Raw genomic sequence first — 19163 nt, 5'->3', positions numbered from 1 at the left:
TCACGGAAAGGGTCCCGGTCGAGTCATGGCGCAGCGCCCGGCTCGCTTGTGGCCATACCCACGTCGGCCGTGGACACAAACATGCCGAAGCCTCGGAGTGCAACCGATGTCTGAACAACCGCGTCCTTACCGCACGGCCGCCGTGATCCCCGCGGCCGGCCGCGGCGTACGGCTCGGCCCCGGCGCCCCCAAGGCGCTCCGCGCGCTCGGCGGTACGCCCATGCTCGTCCACGCCGTCCGCGCCATGGCGGCCTCCCGGCACGTGTCCCTGGTCGTCGTCGTCGCACCGCCCGAGGGCACCGCCGAGGTCCGCAACCTCCTGGACGAGTACGCCCTGCCCGAACGCACCGACTTCGTCGTCGTGCCCGGCGCCGGCACCCGCCAGGCATCCGTGAAGTGCGGCCTCGACGCGCTGCCCGACACCATCTCCGCCGTCCTGGTCCACGACGCCGCCCGGCCGCTGGTGCCCGTGGACACCGTCGACGCCGTCATCGAGGCCGTACGCGACGGCGCCCCCGCCGTCGTTCCCGCACTGCCGCTCGCCGACACCGTCAAGGAGGTCGAGCCCGGGGCCCCCGGCGCGCCCGAACCGGTGCTGGGCACCCCGGCCCGCGCCCGGCTCAGGGCCGTACAGACCCCGCAGGGCTTCGACCGGGCCACCCTCCTGCGCGCCCACGAGCAGGTCGCCGTCAGCGGTGAGGGCGCGACCGACGACGCCGGCATGGTCGAACAGCTCGGCTCGCCCGTCGTCGTCGTCCCCGGACACGAAGAGGCATTCAAGGTCACCCGCCCCCTGGACCTGGTCCTGGCCGAGGCGGTTCTCGCACGCAGGAGGGCCAACGATGGCTTCTGAGACCCCCGCCCCCGCGCCGGTGATCCCGCTCGTCGGCATCGGCACCGACATCCACGCCTTCGAAGAGGGCCGCGAGCTGTGGTGCGCCGGACTGCGCTGGGACGGCGAGGGCCCCGGCCTGGCCGGCCACTCCGACGCCGACGTCGTCGCCCACGCCGCGTGCAACGCGCTCTTCTCCGCCGCCGGCCTCGGCGACCTCGGGCAGCACTTCGGCACCGGGCGCCCCGAGTGGTCCGGCGCCGCCGGGGTCACCCTGCTCACCGAGGCCGCCCGTATCGTCCGCGCGGCCGGTTTCGAGATCGGCAACGTGGCCGTCCAGGTCGTCGGCGTACGCCCGAAGATCGGCAAGCGGCGCGAAGAGGCGCAGCGGGTCCTGTCCGACGCCGTCGGCGCCCCCGTCTCGCTGTCCGCCGCCACCTCGGACGGACTCGGCTTCACCGGACGCGGCGAGGGCATCGCCGGCCTCGCGACCGCCCTCGTCTACCGCACCGGCTGACCCCCGCGCCCGGACGCCCGCACCCGCCCCCCGTAACAACCGTGCCCGTGTTGTCCACAGGGGCGCGGGGCACTGGTGCGGGCCCACTACCCTTGAGGGGTGACTATTCGCCTGTACGACACCAGCGCCCGGCAGATCCGTGACTTCGTCCCGCTCACAGCGGGCTGTGTCTCGATCTACCTCTGCGGCGCCACCGTCCAGGCCGCCCCGCACATCGGGCACATCAGGTCCGGACTGAACTTCGACATCATGCGCCGCTGGTTCGCCCACCGCGGCTACGACGTGACGTTCGTCCGGAACGTCACGGACATCGACGACAAGATCATCACCAAATCCGGTGAGCAGGGCCGCCCCTGGTGGTCCATCGGTTACGAGAACGAGCGGGCGTTCAACGCGGGCTACGACGCGCTCGGCTGCCTCCCGCCCACCTACGAACCGCGCGCGACCGGGCACGTCCCGGAGATGATCGAGATGATGCGCGGCCTCATCGAGCGCGGCCACGCCTACGCCTCCGACGGCAACGTCTACTTCGACGTGCGCTCGTTCCCCGGCTACCTGGAGCTGTCCAACCAGGAGCTGGACGACCTGCGCCAGCCGTCCGGCGAGGGCGAGACCGGCAAGCGCGACCAGCGCGACTTCGCCATGTGGAAGGCGTCCAAGCCCGGCGAGCCCAGCTGGGAGACCCCCTGGGGCCGCGGCCGTCCCGGCTGGCACCTCGAGTGCTCCGCCATGGCGCACAAGTACCTCGGCACCGCCTTCGACATCCACGGCGGCGGCATCGACCTGATCTTCCCGCACCACGAGAACGAGATCGCCCAGGCCAAGGCGTTCGGCGACGACTTCGCGCGCTACTGGGTGCACAACGGCTGGGTCACCATGTCCGGCGAGAAGATGTCGAAGTCGCTGGGGAACTCCGTCCTGGTCAGCGAGATGGTCAAGACCTGGCGCCCCATCGTCCTGCGCTACTACCTCGGCACCCCGCACTACCGGTCCATGATCGAGTACAGCGAGGAGGCCCTGCGCGAGGCCGAGTCCGCGTTCGCCCGCATCGAGGGCTTCATCCAGCGCGTCACCGAGAAGGCCGGCGAGACCGTCGCCCCCGCCGCCGAGGTGCCGCCCGCCTTCGCCGAAGCCATGGACGACGACCTCGGCGTCCCGCAGGCCCTCGCGATCGTCCACACCACGGTCCGCCAGGGCAACTCCGCCCTCGCCGCCGACGACAAGGAGGCCGCCGTCGCGCGCCTCGCCGAGGTCCGCGCCATGCTCGGCGTCCTCGGCCTCGATCCGCTCGACGACCACTGGGCCGGCGAGAGCGACCGCGGCGACGACCTCCACGGCGTCGTCGACACGCTCGTCCGCCTCGTCCTCGACCAGCGGCAGTCCGCACGCGCCCGCAAGGACTGGGCCGCCGCCGACGCCATCCGCGACCAGCTCAACCAGTCCGGACTCGTCATCGAGGACAGCCCGTCCGGCCCCCGGTGGACACTCGGCCCCCGCCAGTAGCCACCACATGCCGCCCGGTCCGCCGGGCGGCACACTGCACTTATACGTACGCACGACCGAAGCAACGAAACAGGTAGGTCATGGCCGGGAACAGCCAGCGCAGGAACCGCCGCACGTCCAACAAGAAGGGCGCGCAGGTCGGCAGCGGTGGCCAGCGACGCCGGGGCCTCGAAGGCAAGGGCCCGACCCCGCCCGCCTCCGCCCGCAAGGGGCACAAGAAGAACCGCGTCGCCAACGCCCAGGCCAGGCAGGCCGCCGCCCGCCGCCCCGCTCCCCGGCGCGGCGGCGTCAAGGGCACCTCGGAGATGGTCGTCGGCCGCAACCCGGTCTACGAGGCCCTGCGCGACGGCGTCCCCGCCACCACCCTCTACGTCCAGCAGTACATCGACAACGACGAGCGCGTCCGCGACGCCCTCCAGCTCGCCGGTGAGCGCGGCAACATCAACCTCATGGAGGCCCCGCGCCCCGAGCTCGACCGCATGACGGGCGGGCTCAACCACCAGGGCCTCGTCCTCCAGGTCCCGCCCTACGAGTACGCCGACCCGCAGGACCTCCTCGAAGCCGCGTACGACAACGGCGAGGACCCGCTCATCGTCGCCCTCGACGGCGTCACCGACCCGCGCAACCTCGGCGCGATCGTCCGTTCCGTCTCCGCCTTCGGCGGCCACGGCGTCGTCGTCCCCGAGCGCCGCGCCGCCGGCATGACCGCCGGAGCCTGGAAGTCCTCGGCCGGCACCGCCGCCCGCACCCCCGTCTCCAAGGTCACCAACCTGACCCGCGCCCTCGAAGCCTTCAAGAAGGAGGGCATCGCGGTCGTCGGCCTCGCCGCGGACGGCGAGCACACCGTCGAGGACCTCGAAGCGCTCGGCGGACCCGTCGTCATCGTCATCGGCAGCGAGGGCAAGGGCCTCGGCCGCCTCGTCGGCGAGACCTGCGACTACCGCGTCCGCATCAACATGCCGGGCGGCGCCGAGTCCCTCAACGCCGGTGTCGCCGCCGGCATCGTCATGTACGAGGTGGCGCGCCGCCGCGCCTGACCGGACGCGTCCGAGGGGCCACCCGGGGGCGCGCGCGCACGTGCACGCGCCCCCGCGCAACCCCCCACCACCTGTTGACGGGTCTCGGACACCTTCGGCGCGGTCAAGGCAGTGTCCTAATCACACATCACTCGGTTAGATGAGTGTGGACACCAGAACGCCTCGGTTCGACGAACTACCCGCCCTGAGCATGACCAAGGTGGACTGCGACCCTGCGCAGGTCATCGTCAACCACGCCAGCTTCCGGGTGCAGCTCGCCCCCGGCCAGCGCGCACGGCTGCGCGGTGTGACCCCCGCCGGCGCGCCCAGGATTCCCGCCATGAGCGCCCCCGGAGCCGGCCGCGGCCGCCGCGCCCCCGTCGTCTGGAGCGGCAAGTCCGCCCCCGGCGACCCCGGCGCCACCGGCCTCCTCCAGGCCGTACGCAACTCCACCGCCGGCCTTCCCGAGGCCGGGTACGACCCCTACGATCCGTACGCCTCCTATGAGTTCGACCACGGACGCGGCGGCGCCGGCACCCAGGTCATCCCGCGTCTCGACGAGTCCTCCCTCGAAGAGACCCAGCCCAACCCCGTCATCGGCGCACCCCGCCCCGGCGGCCCCCTGCTGCCCCCGATGCGCCGGGCGGTCGGCGCCTACGACCCCGTAGACCCCGGCCCGTACGGCGCGGACGGCTACGACGAACGGGGCCCGTACGACGACGCGCCCGCCGTCGACCTCACCGACGAGGAGGCCCACGGCCGGCGCCAGGGCGGCGCCGACGACGTGCGCCACGCGTACTACCCGGGCCGCCGGATGAACCTCGGCGTCGTCCTCCTGCCGATGCGGGTCTTCCTCGGCTTCATCTCCATCTACGCCGGCATGGGCAAGCTCTGCGACCCCGTCTACTTCGACGGCGGCGAGCGCGGCTCCATGGTCAAGTGGCTCAACTCGCTCCACCCGTGGGCACTGGCCGAGCCGCTGCGCGAGTTCGCACTCGCGCACCCGGTCGGCGCCGGGCTCTCGATCGCCTTCCTCCAGGTCGTCGTCGGCGTCCTCACCGTGCTCGGGCTCTGGCAGCGCGTCGCCGCCACCGTCGGCGCCCTGCTGTCCGCCGCCCTCCTGGTCACCGTCAGCTGGCGCACCGTCGCCGCCTACGACGCCCCCGACATCATCTACCTCGCCGCCTGGAGCCCCCTGATCATCGCGGGCGCCCCCGTCTACTCCATCGACGGACGGCTCGCCGGCGAGGCCTGGCGCAAGCTCGGCCCCCGCTCCGAGATCTGGGACCTGCGCCGCCGCGTCCTGCGCCGGGGCGCCGTCGTCGCCAGCGTCGTCGTCGGCCTCACCCTGCTCATCGGCTCCGTTCTCGGCGGTGCCGTCCGCTCCACCGAGGTCGTCACCGTCCCCGGCCCGAACGGCGTCCCCACCAACCAGCTCCCCGGCGCCCCCCTCCCCGACGAGTCCCGCAAGGGCAAGGCGTCCAAGAGCCCCACCAGCCGGCAGCCCCCCCCCTCCCACAGCACCGCGCCCCGCTTCCATGTCCTACCGCCCGTCCAGTTCCTTGGCGGCCTCCGTCAGGTCCTTCGCGGTGTCGATCGCCCGCCAGTACGCCCCATGCGGCAACGGGTAACCCGCCAGCCGGCGCTCCCGGGCCAGCCGCGGAAACGTCGTCCGTTCGTGGTCGCCCCGGTCCGGCAGCATTCCCGTGAACGCGGGGGAGAACACGTACACCCCCGCGTTGATCAGATACGGCGACGGCGGTGCCTCGATGAAGTCGGTGATGTGCCCGAACGCGTCCGTCTCCACCGCACCCCACGGAATCCGGGGCCGCGCCAGCGCCAGCGTCGCCGTCGCGTCGCGCTCGGCGTGGAACGCCGCCATCTCGCGCAGCGAGAACCGCGTCCAGATGTCCCCGTTGGTCGCGTACCACGGCTCGTCCGGCTCGGGCAGCCGCGCCGCCGCGTACTTCAGGCCACCGCCGCGTCCCAGCGGCTCGGACTCCACCACCGTCGTCACGCGCAGCGGCAGCACCGCGTCGGCCAGCCACTCCTGGAGCACCTCGGCCAGATGCCCGCACGACACCACGGCGTCGGTCACGCCCTCGGCGGCCAGCCAGGAAAGCTGATGGCCGATGATCGGCGTCCCGGTCCCCGGGATCTCGACCATCGGCTTGGGGCGGTCATCGGTATACGGGCGCAGCCGTGACCCCTGGCCACCCGCCAGGATCACGGCCTGCGTCGGAAACGTATGCATGCCAGGCACGATAGGCCGTGCCCGGCAGCGGGAAGTGTCGCGTCGGTCAGCTGAACTGGGCGACGCCCGAGGCGAACGAGGTGTCGCAGACGGGGCGCGAGAAGCGGTGCGCGCGCGTCGGGCCGTACTTCTCGACGGCCGCCTTGCCCAGGGTCTTCGCGATGGACATGCAGTGCTTGGCGAGCGACGGGCGCCCCTCCACGGCGCGCTGGAGTTCCGTCAGCGCGACGCCCGGGTCCTTGGCGCGGAGCTCCTGGACGAGCCGGTCGCGCAGGACGTCCTGCGGGGCGCGCGGCTTGACCGCGGCCTCGGCACCCTTGGCGTCGGAGACGGTACGGGCCGACGCGGCGAGGAGCTGCGAGTCGGAGTTGCTGGCTGCCCACGGCACGGCGGTGACCGCGAGGGTCCCGGACAGGACCATGACGACGGGCAGTACGAAAGCGAGAGTTCGGCCGATACGGCGCACGGTGTGGGTCACGCAGCGAGCGTAGCGGCCGGTGACAGCGCGGCGACATTACGTCACCCTCGCGGGGGACGGTTCGAGCGTGCTTTTCGAATCGCGCGTTGACGAACGGGGCCGAAATGACCGTTCTGGCGGGGAATTCGCCCCTGCGGCTTTTAAACGCCTCCGCCGCTTCGAACCCTTCCCGCGACGCGCGGTGGCCCCGCACGGAGATCGTGCGGGGCCACCGTACAGCGTGTGCGACGTCAGGCGGTGAGGCGCTCGCCGGTCGACGTGGCGAAGACGTGCAGCTCGTCCGGGCGGGGCACGACGTGCAGCTTGGTGCCCTTCTCCGGGATGGCACGGCCGCCGACGCGGACGACCAGGTCCTTGTGCTCGCCACCGACCTCGGCGGCACCGTAGACGAAGCCGTCGGCGCCGAGCTCCTCGACGACGTTGACCGAGACGGCCAGGCCGGCCGGGGCGTCCGAGGAGTCCTTCGTGAGGGACTTCGCGGCGGCGCCGCCGTGCTCGACGATGTCGAAGTGCTCGGGGCGGATGCCGACCGTGACGGTGGTGTCGCCGCGGTTCGCGGCGGCGGTCAGCGCCTCGCGGGAGACCGGGACGACGCTGTTGCCGAACTTCACGCCGCCGTCGGTGATCGGGACCTCGACCAGGTTCATCGCCGGGGAGCCGATGAAGCCGGCCACGAAGAGGTTCGCCGGCTTGTCGTACATGTTGCGCGGCGTGTCGACCTGCTGGAGGAGACCGTCCTTGAGCACCGCGACGCGGTCGCCCATGGTCAGGGCCTCGACCTGGTCGTGGGTGACGTACACGGTCGTGATGCCCAGGCGGCGCTGGAGCGAGGCGATCTGCGTACGGGTGGAGACACGGAGCTTGGCGTCGAGGTTCGACAGCGGCTCGTCCATGAGGAAGACCTGCGGCTCACGCACGATCGCGCGGCCCATCGCCACACGCTGGCGCTGACCACCGGAGAGCGCCTTCGGCTTGCGGTCCAGGTACTGGGTGAGGTCCAGCATCTTGGCGGCCTCTTCGACCTTCGCCCGGATGTCGGTCTTGTTGACACCGGCGATCTTGAGCGCGAAGCCCATGTTGTCCGCGACGGTCATGTGCGGGTACAGCGCGTAGTTCTGGAACACCATGGCGATGTCCCGGTCCTTCGGCGGCAGGTGCGTGACGTCGCGGTCACCGATGCGGATGGCACCGCCGTTGACGTCCTCAAGACCCGCGAGCATGCGGAGCGAGGTGGACTTGCCGCAACCGGAGGGACCGACGAGGACGAGGAACTCGCCGTCCGCGATGTCGATCTCGAGCTGGTCGACCGCGGGCTTCGTGGAGCCGGGGTAGACGCGGGACGCCTTGTCGAACGTGACACTGGCCATGCTGATTCTTCTCCTCCACCGGCAGGAACGTGCCGGACGATCCGTTGTAAGGGAGTGGTCTGGTCCATCGGAGTGAACCTGCAAGGACGCTACCTGGCGGTTTCGGATCTGTCAGTAGTTCCATGGCTGTGAGATTTCCGCACTGTGCCGGCGGCCGGGTTGGTTAGACTGCTCCGGCACGCCTCCTTAGCTCAGCTGGCCAGAGCAACGCACTTGTAATGCGTAGGTCGTCGGTTCGAATCCGACAGGGGGCTCCACCGAAACCCCAGGACGGACGCGCTCCGGCCTGGGGTTTTGTCATCAGCGGATGCGGCGGCGGCGCCGGGTGCGGGCCGCTCGGGTGTCGGGGGTCTCGGCTTCTGGTCTCGGCAGGGCCGGATTCGGGGCCCGGATCGGGGGCCGGGGGAGTGGGCACGAAGAACTCGCTCATCCGTCGCGCCGCTCATGCGACGAGCATCCCCCGGGCGAGCTCCGTCAGGCGTTCGGCCACGATGCGCGGACCGTCCTGGGTGAGTATGGATTCCGCGTGGAACTGCATCGAGGTGAAGCGCGGGGCACGGAGCGCGTGCACCTCTCCGGTGTCCTTGTCCCGGCTGACTTCGACGACTGTGCCGTCCGGCGCCTGGAACGTGTCTGCGGCACTGTGTGCGGCGAAGGTGTTGTAGAAGCCGACCCGCTCGCTCGAACCGAAGAGGTCGATCTTCCGCTGCACACCCTGGTTGGGAACGGCCCTGCGGCGCAGAGTGAGGCCCAGGTCCAGGCTGAGCACCTGGTGGCTCAGGCAGACGGCGAGGAAGGCGCGACGCTCCCGCAGCAGGGTCCGGACCGCCCTGCCCAGATGCTCGATCCTGGGATCGCCGGTCTCGCGCGGGTCCCCGGGGCCGGGCCCCATCACGACGAGGTCGTGGTCGTCGAAGGTGTAGGGCTGGTCGAAACGGCGGACCGTCACCTTCATCCGCATGGACTTGAGCTGCTGCTCGATCATCGAGGTGAAGGTGTCCTCCGCGTCCACCACCAGAACCCGCCGCCCGGCCAGTTCGGGGACGGACAGTCCGCGCTCGGCGAGGTCGGCGAGCCAGAAGTCGGCGATCGAGCCGTTGCGTTCGGCGAGCGCGGCACGCACCTGCGGATGCTCGCCGAGCCGGGCCGGAGTGCCGTCCTGCAACGCGGCCACCAGCCCCGCGGCCTTGGCCCGTGTCTCGGCGACTTCGGAGCGCGGGTCGGAGTGGCGTACGAGGGTGGCCCCCACGCCGATCCTGACCTTCCCCGTGTTCCCGATCTCCGCCGTGCGGATGAGGATCGACGAGTCGAGGGTGCGTCGGCCTCGTGCGTCCCGGCCGATCAGCGCGGCGACGCCGCTGTAGTAACCGCGCCCGTGCGGCTCATAGCCGACGATGACGCGGCAGGCGCTCTCCAGAGGGCTGCCGGTGATGGTCGGTGCGAACATGGTCTCGCGCAGGATGTCCCGGGGGTCACGGTCGGTGCGTCCCTCGATGAGGTACTCGGTGTGGGCGAGCCGGGCCATCTCCTTGAGGAACGGTCCGGTGACCCGGCCGCCTCCTTCGCAGATCCGCGCCATCATCTTGAGCTCTTCGTCGACCACCATGTAGAGCTCGTCGGCCTCCTTGCGGTCGGCGAGGAAGTCCATGACCCCGGCGAGTGTGGGGCCGGTGGCGGGATAGCGGTAGGTGCCGCTGATCGGGTTCATCACGGCGACACCGTCGGCCATGCTGACGTGCCGTTCGGGGGAAGCACCGACGAAGGTGCGTTCACCGGCGTGCACCAGGAACGTCCAGTACGCGCCCTGCTCCCGCTCCAGCAGACGGCGGAAGAGCGTCAGGGCCCGGTCGAGCCCGTAGTCGGTGATCTCGGCGGTGAAGGAGCGTTTGATGACGAAGTTGGCGCCCTTGCCGGTGCCGATCTCGTCGGTGATCACCCGGCGCACGATGTCCGCGTAGGCGTCGTCGTCCACGTCGAAGTGTCCGTCGCGCAACGCCAGGGGCAGGTCGGGCACGCGCCGCAGCACCTCGGTGAGCGACACGCGCTGCTGATCGGTGACGGTGAGGGCGATCAGCGGGGAGCCGTCGTCGGTACAGGCGAAACCCCGTTCGGAGATCTGCCGGTAGGGCACGAGGGCGAGGACTTCCTGGTACGGCTCTCCGGTCGGGGCAGCCGCCTGCGGGACCGGTATCTCCGCGAGGGTCCCGGGCAGGGTCACGGTGCCGAGGAGCACATCGACCAGGCTCGCACCGATGGTCTCCGGACGGTGTATCAGGGCGAAGGCACCTGGGTCCGGCGCGAGCACCCGGCCGAGGAGGTCGCTGGTCATCCGGTGACCTCCTTGGTCGTGGTGACCACGGCGCAGCGGCGCGCCGCGTAGGTGAGGGCCAGCCAGTGGTCCTCCTCGGTGAAGTCGGCGACCGCGTCGGCCACCAGGAAGGGCTCTATGTCGTGGGTGAACGCCTCCACGGTGCTCATCAGCACACCGACATGGGCGTACACACCGCAGACGATGAGCTGGTCGCGCCGGTGGAAGCGCATCCGCTGCAACAGATCGGTGTTGAAGAACGCGCTGTAGCGCCACTTGGTGAGCAGCCAGTCGCCGGGAGCGGGCGCGAGCGCGTCAACCACCTCCCGGTCCTCGGGGGCGGTACGCATGCCCGGCCCCCAGAAGTCCTTCAGCAGACCCCGCTCCTGGGGGGTCATGCCGCCGGGCTGCGCGGTGTAGGCGACCGGAATGTTCTGGGACGCGCAGTACGCGCGCAGTGCCGCCGCCCGGGTGATCAGTTCCTCGCGCAGCGGAGCCGCGAACGGTTCGAGGAAGTAGCGCTGCATGTCGTGGACGAGCAGGAGCGCCCTGCTCGGGTCGATGGACCACTGCGGCACGGGGGAAGGCAGGGATTCGGCGGTCGGCAGCGGGTAGCTGGCGATGGGGGGCAGGCCGGCCATGGAGTCCTCTCACATGCGGGAACGCGGAAAGCGGCAGGGGCAGAAGCCGGCGGGCTAGGCGCCGAGCGTCGCCCCGCCGTCGACGGTCAGGTCGTGCAGGGTGATGTGGGACGCCTCGTCCGAGAGCAGGAAGGTGACGGCGGCGGCGATGTCCTCGGGCTGGGCGACCTTGCCGAGCGGAATGCCGAGCCGGAACTCCTCGGGCCGGCCCTCCACGGTGTGCTTCGGGCCCGTCTCGTCGTGCCACATGGAGCGCAGCATCGGAGTGTCCGTGGACCCGGGAGCGACGAGGTTGCAGCGGATGCCGTACGGAGCGGCCTCCAGGCCCAGGGACTTGGTGAAGAGGGTCGCGGCGGCCTTGGACGCGGCGTACGCGGCCATTCCCGCGCGGGGTGTGCTCGCGGCATTGGAGGCCACCGTGACGACGGAGCCGCGGCGGCGTTCCATCATCCGGTCGATGACGGCACGGGACACGTGGAAGACCGCGGTGGTGTTGACGGCGAACGTCAGCGCCCAGTCCTCCGCGCTGAACGTACGGACGTTTCCCAGGCGCAGTACACCCGCGCCGTTGACCAGGTACTCGATGGGGCCGAGCCGTTGTTCGACCGTGTCGACCAGCTCGCGTACGGCACCGGCGTCGGTGATCTCGACGACGTACGGATGGACGTCGTGGCCCTCCGCCCTGAGCTCGGCCACGGCGGCGTCGAGGGCCTCCGCGTCGCGGTCGACGGCGGCCACGGTCGCTCCGCGTTCGGCAAGTGACCTGATCACGGCTCGGCCGATGCCGCCTGCCGCTCCCGTGACGACGGCTGTCCTGTTCTCCACCAGGTGACTCCTTGTCTGGGTCTGGGTCTGGTTTCCGGTCGCGGCCCGGCACCGGTCGGTGGGGCCGAGCGGTCAGCGGCGCCAGGCGGTCAGCACCGAAACGGCCTGCCCGGGGTTGAGCCGTGGGTCGCAGAAGGTCGTGTACGTGCCGACGCTCCGGTCCGCGGACTGTTCGCGCGACACGCACTCACGGACGTCGTTCGGGGTCGTCTCCAGGTGCACTCCGCCGGCGACGCCGCCTTCGGCGACCACTGACTCCTGGAATGCCCGGATCTCCCGCTCGACTGTCTCCGTGCAGCGGGTCTTGACGCCCTCCGGCGTGCTGACGGTGTTGCCGTGCATCGGGTCGCTGAGCCAGATCGCGGGGTGTCCTGCCTCGCGCACGGCCGCCACCAGGGGCGGCAGCCGGTCGGCGACCCGGTCCGCCCCCATGCGTGCGATGAGGGTGAGCCGTCCGGGCCGGCGCTGCGGGTCCAGCCGGTCGCACAGGGCGAGGAGTTCCCCGGGGGACATCCCGGGGCCGACCTTGCAGGCCACGGGGTTGGCGACCTCCGCGAGCAGTGCCACATGGGCGCCGTCGACCTGCCGGGTGCGTTCGCCGATCCACGGCCAGTGCGTGGAGGCGAGGAAGAGACGGCCTTCGGCGTCCCTGCGCAGCATGGGGACCTCGTAGTCGAGCAGCAGCGCCTCGTGGCTGGTCCAGATGACGGGGTCGATGACCGGCCGCGCCTGCGGGGAGGACCAGCCGAGATGGCCCATGACTTCCCGGGCCGCCATGTACCCCGTGAGTATCCGCAGCGGATCGGGACGGCGGCTCTCGGGGTCGGGCTCGGGGGCGTTGACCATGTGGCCCCGGTAGACGGGGAGTTCGACGGCGCCGACCCGCTCGGTCGGACTGGAACGGGGCTTGGCGAACTGGCCGGCGATCCTGCCCACGCGGAGCACCGGCGCATGGGTGATCATCTTCAGGGTGCCGGCGAGCAGGTCGAGGACGGCTGCCTTCCGGGCGACGTCGGAGGCGCTGCACTCGTCGGGGTCCTCGGCGCAGTCGCCGGCCTGGATCACGTACGCCTCCCCGGTGGCGACGCGGGCCAGCAGGCCGGTCAGGGTGTCGAGGTCCTCGGCACGGACCAGGCCCGGACGCTCGGCGAGCTCGCCGTGGACCGAGCGCAACTGGGCCTCGCTCTCCCACGGCGGTTGGTGGAGTGCGGTCCTCGCCCGCAGGTCGAGCAGGGCGTTGTCCACGGAGATCTCCCAAGACGTAGATGGCGTAGGAACGTCGTGTGTCAGGTCTGGCCGGGGTGGTGGGCGGACCGGCGGTCCCGGTCCTGGCCGGTCCGCGGCGCATCCCGGCTCGACGGTGAACAGATGGTCGGGCAGCCCGCGGTCAGGCGCCGGGGAACCTCTGGCGGACGCGGTCGGCGGCCCGGCGCCCGGGCCCGCGCGCGGCGTCCTCACGTCATGTGCGGTCCGGTCCGCTCGTACGGGGAACCGGGCGCACGGACGGCACCCAGCCGGCGTGATCCCAGTAGCGAAGCTGACGGCTCTTGGGGAGGGGCCCGATCCGCGGCCGGTCGGTGCCGCCGAGGACGAGAGTGGACGCGCGCCCCGGGGTGAACTCCGGCCAATGGGGGGCCGCGGGGCTGCTTGGCACTCCGTGGTGGGAGAAGGAGGCGATCAGGTCCATGAACGTGCGGCTCACCCGCTCCTCGCGCGGACCGTCTCCGAGCTGCGCGACGTTCTCGGGGAGAGCGTACGTCCCGAAGAGGAACTTCGACGTGGCCTCGTGCGGTGTGCCGAACCACGGCGCGCGGACCGGGTGCGCGAAGTCCATGACGTACACCGGCGTACCACCGACACGAGCATGGCGCTCGGCAAGACGTATCCCCTGGTACCGGAAGAGGCCGTCCCCCCAGATCTCGGTCCACAGGGAGAGCGGGGTGTCGGACAGCCCGTCGGCGGCGGCGGCCTCCCGGTACGCGGCGATGCACGCGTCCACCTGCGCGGCGGAGATCTCGGCCGTGCCCTTGAGCAGCACTCCGCGGACGGCGTCGTGCAAGGTGGCCGCGTCGGTGGGCGCCGGCGTCGGCGGTGGCGTCGGCGGATTCGGGCCGGTGAAGAACGAACCTTCCGTGTGGGTCCCGATCACCATCATCGGCACGGAGGGCGTGGGCAGGTCGCTGTCGTTGCCCCGCATCCACCGCCCGTCGAGTACCGGGCCCTGGTACTCGCGCCCGCTGCTCAGCGCCCGGTCCCCGGGCGCCCCGGAGAACAGCTGCTGCCACGAGTCGCGCAGCGCCCGCGCCGGCACCTCACGCAGCCCGCGGACCGTCGTGCCGTGCCGGTGCGCCATCCGCTCGTACGCCTGCCGGGCATCGTCCGGGGTCAGGCCGATGGCCGGTGCCCAGGCGTGTGCCGCGCTGATGGGCACCGTCCGGCGCACGACCCCGCGCAGTTCGGGCAGGAGGGAGAGCTGCCAGGCGCTGCTGCCGCCCGCGGAGGAGCCGCACAGGGTGATGTTGGCCGGGTCCCCGCCGAAGGCCGCCGCGTTGTGCTGCGCCCAGTGCAGCAGCGCCGCTTGGTCCTGGAGTCCCCAGTTGGCGCAGTCGCCGGTCAGCGGGTCGGACAGGTCCTCGTGCAGCCCCCACCCGAACGCTCCCAGCCGGTAGTTGAAGGTGATGACGACGAGACCGCCGTGCCGGGCCAGCCGGGCCCCGTCGTACGTCGGCAGGCTGCCCGCGCCCGTGCGCCAGCCGCCGCCGTGGATGAACACGAACACCGGACGACGGCCGGCCGTGTCCGGGGTCCACACGTTCGCGTACAGGCAGTCCTCGCTGCCCGACCCGCCGGTGGACTGCAGGGCCGTGGGTGCGAACCGGGTCGCCTCACGTACCCCGCTCCACGGCCGCGGCGGCCTCGGCGCGGCGAAGCGCAGATCTCCCACCGGAGGCCGTGCGTAGGGCACCCCGCGGAACACCGAGACGTTCCCGATCCGTTCGCCCTGCACCAGGCCGGCGGTGGTGCGCGCCAGGGCGCCGCGAGCCGTGCCGGTGCGGCGGGCCGCCGCCCGTGCCGTACCGGCGGAACCCACCAGTGCCGACGCGGCGCAGGCGGTACCGATCGCGAAGGTTCGCCGTTGCACGGCTACCAGACCTGCCGGAGCGCGACCGCCGGTGCGGCCGCGGCGAGTATTTCCTGCACGGTTGCTCTCCTCGAAGGCGAAGGTGTGACCCCGGGAATGTTGGGGTCGAGCTCCGCCATCGGCCAACGAGAGCCCGGTGAGTCTGTCAAGTACGGACCGGAACCGAACCACTACGGGCGCGAGGGGCCCTGACCCGAGCTGACCTGACGTACTTTCGGTGAAGGGCTGCGGACCTCCATTCAGGACATGTAATGTCCTCGTTATGAACATGGGTGAGGGAGTCGAGTGGGGACTGCACTGCTGTCTGGCCCTGGCGTGGGTGGGGGAGGAGACCCCTGTCCCCGCGGCGAAACTCGCGGCCTGGTTCGACCTGCCGCAGGCGTACCTGAGCAAGTGCCTGCAGGCACTTGTCCGGGCGGACATCCTCGGGTCGACCCCCGGGGTCCGCGGCGGCTACCGGCTGGCGCGCCCGCCCGAGCGGATCACGCTCATGGACGTGGTCACCGCCATCGAGGGCCGGGAAAGCGTCTTCCGCTGCACCGAGATCCGGCAGCGCGGCGAGTCGGCCGCTGCTCCCGCCGGGGAGTTCCGCCGCAGCTGCGGCGTGGCGGTGGCGATGCGCCGGGCCGAGCTGGCCTGGCGGCGTGAGCTCACCGCGCAGACCGTCGCGGACCTGATGGCCACCGCACCTGCGAAGTCCCCCGAGCGCGCCCGGCGCCACTTCGCGGCCACCGGCAGCTGACCTGTCCCCCGCGCGTTCCACTCTCGCGCCGAATCGAACGGCCGGGAACCCAAGCACACTTCGAGGGAGATTCCGGATGTCAGATGTCTCGATTAAGTCGGACCGGGCCCCCGCCGGACCCGGCCCGGCCGAGCAGAAGGGGCTGTCGTCGACCCTGGTGCTTGCCCTGGGCACCTTCGCGGTGGGCACGGACGCCTTCGTGGTCGCCGGCTTCCTGCCGTCGATCGCCGCCGACCTGCAGGTCTCCGTCGCCGCGGCCGGCCAGGCGTCCGTCACCGTGTTCGCCGCCGCCTACGCCGTGCTCTCGCCGGTGCTGGCCACGGCGACCGCGCGACTGCCGCGAAGGGCTCTGCTGGTCACCGCTCTCGTCGTGCTCGGCCTGGCCAACCTCTGCTCCGCGCTGGCCCCCAATCTCCCGGTGCTGATCATCAGCCGGATCCTCGCGGCCGTCGGCGCGGCCGCCTACACCCCCAGCGCGGGCGCCGTCAGCGCCGCACTGGTCAGGCCCGAACTACGGGCCCGGGCACTGGCCGTGGTGATCGGCGGTCTGACCGTGGCGACCGCCCTCGGAGTACCGCTGGGGAACCTGGCCAGCCACTGGCTCGGCTGGCGCCCCGCCCTCGGCATCGTCGCGGCTCTCTGCGTCCTCGTGGCCGTCGGTCTGCGGCTGATCATGCCCGCCCTGCCGGGCAACGCGCGGGTGCCGCTGCGCACCCGGCTCGCCGTGCTGCGCCGTCCGGCCGTGCTCGCGGTGCTGCCGCTGACCATCCTGGGCATGGGCGCCTGCTACACCGCGTACGCCTACAGCGTCCCGGCCCTGCGCTCGGTGCACATCCCCGACAGCGCGCATCTGCTGATGCTCTTCCTCTACGGACTCGGCGCCGTCCTGGGCAACATCGCCGCCGGCTACGCCACCGATCGCTGGGGCTCCCGCCCGGTGCTGACCCTCGGCTACCTCGCGATGACCGCTTCGCTCGGCCTGCTGGCCTGGCTCTCGGCGAACGACGCCTCGCTGGAGACCGTGGTCGGCCTGCTCGTCCTGATGTGGGGAGCGAGCAGCTGGTGCCAGACGCCGCCGCAGCAGCACCGGCTGATCGAGGTGGCGCCGCACGAGGCACCCCTGGTGGTGTCGCTGAACTCCTCCTCCATCTACCTCGGCATCGGCCTTGGCACCGTGCTCGGCGGCATCGCACTGCCCTCCGGGATGACCGCGGTCTACGGACTGGGGGCCGCACTGGCCCTGGCCGCCCTGCTGTTCCTGCAGCTCACCGCTCGCACGAAGGCCCCCGCCGCGGACTGAACCGCCCGGCAGGTCCGGGTCGAGCACGCACGGCAACACGCCGAACCGCCCGCTGAAACACCCCTCAGCACCCGACACCGAACGACCGGCACGGAGAAGGACCCTGCCGCCCGGTTTTCGAGACAACGGCCCCGGCCGGTACGAGCGCCCACCCGGCGCAGCCGCCGCGGCCCGCAAGAGGCCCCTGTCAGGAGCCCACAAGTCGACGAAACCGAGAGGTCGCCCTGATGATCCAGCAGTCGCCCACCGAATTCCCGCTTCTGTCGGACCCGCAGCTCATGACGGGTGCACAGGCCCTGGTCCGCTCGCTCGAAGCCGTCGGCGTGGACACGGTCTTCGGTATCCCGGGCGGTGCGATCCTGCCCGCCTACGACCCGCTGATGGACTCGACGGCGCTGCGCCACATCCTGGTCCGGCACGAGCAGGGCGCCGGGCACGCCGCCACCGGCTACGCACAGGCCACCGGCAAGGTCGGGGTCTGCATGGCCACCTCCGGCCCGGGGGCCACCAACCTGGTCACGGCGATCGCCGACGCGCACATGGACTCGGTGCCGATCGTCGCGATCACCGGGCAGGTGCCGTCGTCCCTGATCGGCACCGATGCCTTCCAGGAGGCCGATATCTGCGGCATCACCCTGCCGATCACGAAGCACAACTTTCTGGTGACCGACGCGGACGAGATCCCGCAGACGATCGCCGCGGCCTTCCAGATCGCCGGCACCGGACGTCCCGGCCCGGTCCTGGTGGACATCACCAAGGACGCCCTCCAGGGCAGTACGGCCTTCACGTGGCAGCCCCGGGCCGACCTGTCCGGCTACCGGGTCGTCGCGCAGCCGCACACCAAGCAGATCCGGCAGGCGGCCGAACTCCTCGTGGGTGCCGAGCGCCCGGTGCTGTACGTCGGCGGCGGGGTGCTGAAGGCAGGGGCCGCCGCCGAACTGCGGGCCCTCGTCGATCTGACCGACATCCCGGTGACCACCACGCTGATGGCCCTGGGCGCGCTGCCGGACTCCGACCCGCGGAACCTGGGGATGCCAGGCATGCACGGTACCGTCGCCGCCGTCACCGCGTTGCAGAAGGCGGACCTCATCCTCGCGATCGGCGCCCGCTTCGACGATCGGGTCACCGGCAGGGCGGACACCTTCGCCCCCGGGGCGACCATCGTGCACGCGGACATCGACCCGTCCGAGATCGGCAAGATCCGACATGCCGACGTGCCCATCGTCGGTGACGCCCGCGCGGTCCTGGCGGAACTGGCTGAGGCGGTGCGGGCCTGCCACGAGAATGGTGGGCGCGCGGACTGCTCCGCCTGGTGGGACCAGCTGCGCGACTGGCGGGACCGCTACCCCCTCGGTTATCCGCCGGCACCCGACGGGCTGCTGTCGCCCCAGCAGGTCATCGAGCGCATCGGCCAACTGGCCCCCGAGGGCACGGTCTTCGCGTCCGGTGTGGGACAGCACCAGATGTGGGCCTCGCAGTTCCTCACCTTCGAGCAGCCCCGCACCTGGCTCAACTCCGGCGGCGCGGGAACCATGGGATACGCGGTCCCCGCGGCGATGGGCGCGAAAGCCGGCCGGCCCGAGGCCACCGTCTGGGCCGTCGACGGGGACGGGTGCTTCCAGATGACCAACCAGGAACTGGTCACCTGTGCGCTCAACAACATCCCGATCAAGGTCGCGGTCATCAACAACGGTGCTCTGGGCATGGTCCGTCAGTGGCAGACCCTCTTCTACGGCGGGCGGTACAGCAACACCGCTCTGAAGAAGGGGAGTGCGGGAGACGCGGGGCTTCCTGCCACCGGCACTCGTGTCCCCGACTTCGTCCTGCTCGCCGAGGCGATGGGCTGTGTCGGCCTGCGCTGCGAGAGCCCCGCCGAACTCGACGCGGTCATCGAGAAGGCCAACGCGATCGACGACCGCCCCGTCGTCATCGATTTCGTCGTGCACGAGGACGCCATGGTCTGGCCCATGGTCGCGGCCGGCGCCAGCAACGACGACATCCAGGTCGCCCGGGGCATGCGTCCCGACTTCGGCGACGAGACGGACTGAAGGGCCCTCGGCGACGGGCGACGACGCGCGCAGCGACGCCGGCCCACGGACCCGGCGCTCAGCCCATGAGGGCGCCGGGCCCCCCGGGGCGCACGAGACCGCGGCGGAGTTGACACAGTGCGGCACCGGCGGTGGCCCCCCGCCCGGCGCGGAGCACAGAATCTCCGGCGAGGCTCCGCGCTCCGCCGCT

General features: G+C 71.6%; 15 protein-coding genes, 1 tRNA gene and 1 pseudogene. 9 read left to right on the top strand and 8 right to left on the bottom strand.

The annotated features are described in order from the left end of the window. Window positions 1-106 precede the first annotated feature (106 nt). From ispD to FKN01_RS16260, 5 genes and pseudogenes are all read left to right on the top strand, one after another. Window positions 107-853, top strand: coding sequence for a 2-C-methyl-D-erythritol 4-phosphate cytidylyltransferase (gene ispD, locus FKN01_RS16280; RefSeq protein WP_143621002.1), 747 nt, complete (start codon window positions 107-109; stop codon window positions 851-853). Beyond that, on the top strand, window positions 843-1349 hold the full coding sequence (ispF, locus tag FKN01_RS16275; protein WP_143621000.1) for a 2-C-methyl-D-erythritol 2,4-cyclodiphosphate synthase: 507 nt from the start codon (window positions 843-845) through the stop codon (window positions 1347-1349). The genes ispD and ispF overlap by 11 nt, the downstream gene beginning before the upstream one ends. 99 nt (window positions 1350-1448) lie before the next feature. After that, window positions 1449-2852, top strand: coding sequence for a cysteine--tRNA ligase (gene cysS, locus FKN01_RS16270; RefSeq protein WP_143620998.1), 1404 nt, complete (start codon window positions 1449-1451; stop codon window positions 2850-2852). An 80-nt stretch (window positions 2853-2932) separates the two neighbouring features. After that, window positions 2933-3889, top strand: coding sequence for a 23S rRNA (guanosine(2251)-2'-O)-methyltransferase RlmB (gene rlmB / locus FKN01_RS16265; RefSeq protein WP_143620996.1), 957 nt, complete (start codon window positions 2933-2935; stop codon window positions 3887-3889). Between the two features lie 190 nt (window positions 3890-4079). Beyond that, window positions 4080-5396: pseudogene (locus FKN01_RS16260) on the top strand (DoxX family membrane protein); the annotation flags it as partial. A 15-nt stretch (window positions 5397-5411) separates the two neighbouring features. Here FKN01_RS16260 and FKN01_RS16255 read toward each other — a convergent pair. The 3 genes from FKN01_RS16255 to FKN01_RS16245 all read right to left on the bottom strand — a co-directional run bounded on the left by FKN01_RS16255 (window position 5412) and on the right by FKN01_RS16245 (window position 7967). Continuing rightward, window positions 5412-6122, bottom strand: a complete 711-nt coding sequence (locus FKN01_RS16255; RefSeq protein WP_143621097.1) for a nucleotidyltransferase family protein — start codon at window positions 6120-6122, stop codon at window positions 5412-5414. 46 nt (window positions 6123-6168) lie between these two features. Then, a complete protein-coding gene (locus tag FKN01_RS16250) occupies window positions 6169-6600 on the bottom strand; it encodes a hypothetical protein (protein WP_143620994.1) in 432 nt (143 codons plus the stop codon). Window positions 6601-6830: 230 nt separating this feature from the next. Next, a complete protein-coding gene (locus FKN01_RS16245; RefSeq protein ID WP_143620992.1) occupies window positions 6831-7967 on the bottom strand; it encodes an ABC transporter ATP-binding protein in 1137 nt (378 codons plus the stop codon). 180 nt (window positions 7968-8147) lie between these two features. On the opposite strand from FKN01_RS16245, the gene FKN01_RS16240 reads away from it, so the two are divergent. Next, a tRNA-Thr gene (locus FKN01_RS16240) sits at window positions 8148-8224 on the top strand. Window positions 8225-8409: 185 nt separating this feature from the next. Here FKN01_RS16240 and FKN01_RS16235 read toward each other — a convergent pair. From FKN01_RS16235 to FKN01_RS16215, 5 genes are all read right to left on the bottom strand, one after another. Then, a complete protein-coding gene (locus FKN01_RS16235) occupies window positions 8410-10296 on the bottom strand; it encodes an anthranilate synthase family protein (protein ID WP_143620990.1) in 1887 nt (628 codons plus the stop codon). Further along, window positions 10293-10916: an isochorismatase family protein gene (locus FKN01_RS16230; RefSeq protein ID WP_143620988.1), complete on the bottom strand. Its 624-nt coding sequence runs from the start codon at window positions 10914-10916 to the stop codon at window positions 10293-10295. Before FKN01_RS16230 ends, FKN01_RS16235 begins: the two co-directional genes overlap by 4 nt. 54 nt (window positions 10917-10970) lie before the next feature. Further along, window positions 10971-11741: a 2,3-dihydro-2,3-dihydroxybenzoate dehydrogenase gene (locus FKN01_RS16225; protein ID WP_143620986.1), complete on the bottom strand. Its 771-nt coding sequence runs from the start codon at window positions 11739-11741 to the stop codon at window positions 10971-10973. Window positions 11742-11813: 72 nt separating this feature from the next. Beyond that, the gene (locus FKN01_RS16220) at window positions 11814-12986 is read right to left on the bottom strand and encodes a 3-deoxy-7-phosphoheptulonate synthase (protein ID WP_143620984.1); all 1173 of its coding nucleotides are present in this window, start codon (window positions 12984-12986) and stop codon (window positions 11814-11816) included. Between the two features lie 214 nt (window positions 12987-13200). After that, on the bottom strand, window positions 13201-14883 hold the full coding sequence (locus tag FKN01_RS16215; protein ID WP_260696912.1) for a carboxylesterase/lipase family protein: 1683 nt from the start codon (window positions 14881-14883) through the stop codon (window positions 13201-13203). A 262-nt stretch (window positions 14884-15145) separates the two neighbouring features. Between FKN01_RS16215 and FKN01_RS16210 the strand changes: the two genes are divergently transcribed. From FKN01_RS16210 to FKN01_RS16200, 3 genes are all read left to right on the top strand, one after another. Continuing rightward, entirely contained in the window at window positions 15146-15625 is a 480-nt protein-coding gene (locus tag FKN01_RS16210; RefSeq protein WP_143620980.1) for an Rrf2 family transcriptional regulator, read from the top strand. Between the two features lie 76 nt (window positions 15626-15701). Next, a complete protein-coding gene (locus FKN01_RS16205) occupies window positions 15702-16925 on the top strand; it encodes an MFS transporter (RefSeq protein ID WP_143620978.1) in 1224 nt (407 codons plus the stop codon). Window positions 16926-17152: 227 nt separating this feature from the next. Continuing rightward, window positions 17153-18973: an acetolactate synthase large subunit gene (locus FKN01_RS16200; protein ID WP_143620976.1), complete on the top strand. Its 1821-nt coding sequence runs from the start codon at window positions 17153-17155 to the stop codon at window positions 18971-18973. The last annotated feature ends 190 nt before the right edge of the window (window positions 18974-19163 follow it).

It is taken from the genome of Streptomyces sp. 130 (genome assembly GCF_007096885.1).
Classification (GTDB): domain Bacteria; phylum Actinomycetota; class Actinomycetes; order Streptomycetales; family Streptomycetaceae; genus Streptomyces.
The sequence above is the reverse complement of the archived record's forward strand: the minus strand, read 5'-3'. Positions and strand labels throughout refer to the sequence as shown.

Excerpts from the sequence above, each read along its gene's own strand:
- ispD (WP_143621002.1), top strand. The coding sequence starts at position 107 with ATGTCTGAACAACCGCGTCCTTACCGCACGGCCGCCGTGATCCCCGCG.
- ispF (WP_143621000.1), top strand. The coding sequence starts at position 843 with ATGGCTTCTGAGACCCCCGCCCCCGCGCCGGTGATCCCGCTCGTCGGC.
- rlmB (WP_143620996.1), top strand. The coding sequence starts at position 2,933 with ATGGCCGGGAACAGCCAGCGCAGGAACCGCCGCACGTCCAACAAGAAG.
- FKN01_RS16255 (WP_143621097.1), bottom strand. The coding sequence starts at position 6,122 with ATGCATACGTTTCCGACGCAGGCCGTGATCCTGGCGGGTGGCCAGGGG.
- FKN01_RS16245 (WP_143620992.1), bottom strand. The coding sequence starts at position 7,967 with ATGGCCAGTGTCACGTTCGACAAGGCGTCCCGCGTCTACCCCGGCTCC.
- FKN01_RS16235 (WP_143620990.1), bottom strand. The coding sequence starts at position 10,296 with ATGACCAGCGACCTCCTCGGCCGGGTGCTCGCGCCGGACCCAGGTGCC.
- FKN01_RS16230 (WP_143620988.1), bottom strand. The coding sequence starts at position 10,916 with ATGGCCGGCCTGCCCCCCATCGCCAGCTACCCGCTGCCGACCGCCGAA.
- FKN01_RS16210 (WP_143620980.1), top strand. The coding sequence starts at position 15,146 with ATGAACATGGGTGAGGGAGTCGAGTGGGGACTGCACTGCTGTCTGGCC.
- FKN01_RS16205 (WP_143620978.1), top strand. The coding sequence starts at position 15,702 with ATGTCAGATGTCTCGATTAAGTCGGACCGGGCCCCCGCCGGACCCGGC.
- FKN01_RS16200 (WP_143620976.1), top strand. The coding sequence starts at position 17,153 with ATGATCCAGCAGTCGCCCACCGAATTCCCGCTTCTGTCGGACCCGCAG.